General features: G+C 73.1%; 2 protein-coding genes. One reads left to right on the top strand and one right to left on the bottom strand.

What is annotated here, in order from left to right:
* On the bottom strand, window positions 1-443 hold a 443-nt coding region (locus JNW91_RS31285; RefSeq protein ID WP_309244540.1), incomplete at its 3' end, for a M17 family peptidase N-terminal domain-containing protein.
* A gap of 163 nt (window positions 444-606) precedes the next feature.
* On the opposite strand from JNW91_RS31285, the gene gcvT reads away from it, so the two are divergent.
* Entirely contained in the window at window positions 607-1,722 is a 1,116-nt protein-coding gene (gcvT, locus tag JNW91_RS31280) for a glycine cleavage system aminomethyltransferase GcvT (RefSeq protein WP_238426038.1), read from the top strand.
* Window positions 1,723-1,731: the final 9 nt, after the last annotated feature.

The following is a 1,731-nucleotide window of genomic DNA, read 5'->3' as shown; positions in this document are numbered from 1 at the left end:
ACCGATGGACCAGTGGACGCCGCAGGAGATCTCGGCGCACATGCAGTACATGCGCGATTTCGCCGCGCGGCTGGACGTCTACACCGGCTGCTCGGGGCTGCTCGCCACGGAGGCGGACGCAGGTGACGGGCACGGCCCGACGGCTCCGGGCCGAGCCCGACCGCGACGACCAGCGGGGCGGTGACCGTACCCAACGTGGCCAGCTTGATCACCTCGCCCGGGCCACCGGACGCGCCGAGCAGCGCCAGGGTCTCGGTCAGCTTGCCGTCGAACGCGGCGGCGATGCTCTCCGCGCCGCTGGCGAGCAGAAGGGTGCCGGCGAGGCCGCTGGTGGCGCCCTGCTCTCCGGTCTGGCTGTGCACGCCGATCACGATCGCGTCGACGGCGAGCTCCGCGGGGTCGGTGTCGACCAGGCTCAGGGTGGTGGTGCGGGGCGATGTCACTGAAGCTACTCCGGGCGGGCCGGGCCGGTCGCGACGTCGCGTACCGGCGGTGAAGGTCTCCGGCGGAACCTACCCGCCGGACGTCAGGGCTGTCCCGCCGATCGTGCCGGCAGGGGTCCCGCCGATGCTAACCAGCCACGTTGCCCCCGGTAAGTTGCCACCCATGACCGACGTGACCTCCGACGCCGCCGCGACCCGGCTGCGCCGTTCCCCGCTGCACGAGCGGCACACCGCCGCCGGCGCCAAGTTCGCCCCCTTCGGGGGCTGGGAGATGCCGCTGGAGTACGCCGGTGGCGGTGTGCTCAAGGAGCACACGGCGGTGCGTACCGCGGTGGGGGTCTTCGACGTGTCGCACCTGGGCAAGGCCCGGGTGAGCGGCACCGGCGCGGCCGATTTCGTCAACGCCTGCCTCAGCAACGACCTGGGTCGCATCGGCCCCGGCCGGGCGCAGTACACGCTCTGCTGCGACGACGCCACCGGCGGCGTGGTGGACGACATCATCGCCTACCTGTACGCCGACGACCACGTCTTCCTCATCCCGAACGCCGCGAACACCGCCGAGGTGGTGCGCCGGCTGCGCGCCGCCGCGCCGGAGTCGGTCACCGTCACCGACGAGCACGAGGCGTACGCGGTGCTGGCCGTGCAGGGCCCGCGCTCGGCCGAACTGCTGGGCGCCCTCGGCCTGCCCACCGAGCACGGCTACATGAGCTTCTCCGCCGCGAGCCTGGCCGGGGTGGAGCTGACCGTCTGCCGTACCGGCTACACCGGCGAACTGGGCTACGAACTCGTCGTGCCGGCGGAGCACGCCGTGGCGGTCTGGGACGCGCTCTTCGCCGCCGGCGAGGCGTTCGAGCTGCGCGCCTGCGGATTGGCGGCCCGGGACACGCTGCGTACCGAGATGGGCTACCCGCTGCACGGGCAGGACCTGTCGGAGGACATCACCCCGGTGCAGGCCCGCTCCGGCTGGGCGGTGGGCTGGGACAAGCCGGCCTTCTGGGGGCGCGACGCGCTGCTCGCCGAGAAGGCCGCCGGCCCCCGGCGTACGCTGCGCGGGCTGGTGGCCGTCGACCGCGCCATCCCGCGGCCCGGCATGACCCTGCACGTGGGCGACGAGCAGGTCGGCACGGTCACCAGCGGCACCTTCTCCCCGACCCGTAAGCAGGGCATCGCGCTGGCCCTGCTGAACACCGACGCCAACCTGACCGACGGCGACGAGGTGGAGATCGACATCCGAGGCCGCCGGGCCCCCCTGAAGCTGACCAAAGCCCCCCTTCCGTAACCCCTCAGC

The sequence above is a fragment of the Micromonospora parastrephiae genome (assembly GCF_016802865.1).
GTDB lineage: Bacteria > Actinomycetota > Actinomycetes > Mycobacteriales > Micromonosporaceae > Micromonospora > Micromonospora parastrephiae.
This window is presented reverse-complemented; position numbering and strand designations above follow the sequence as displayed.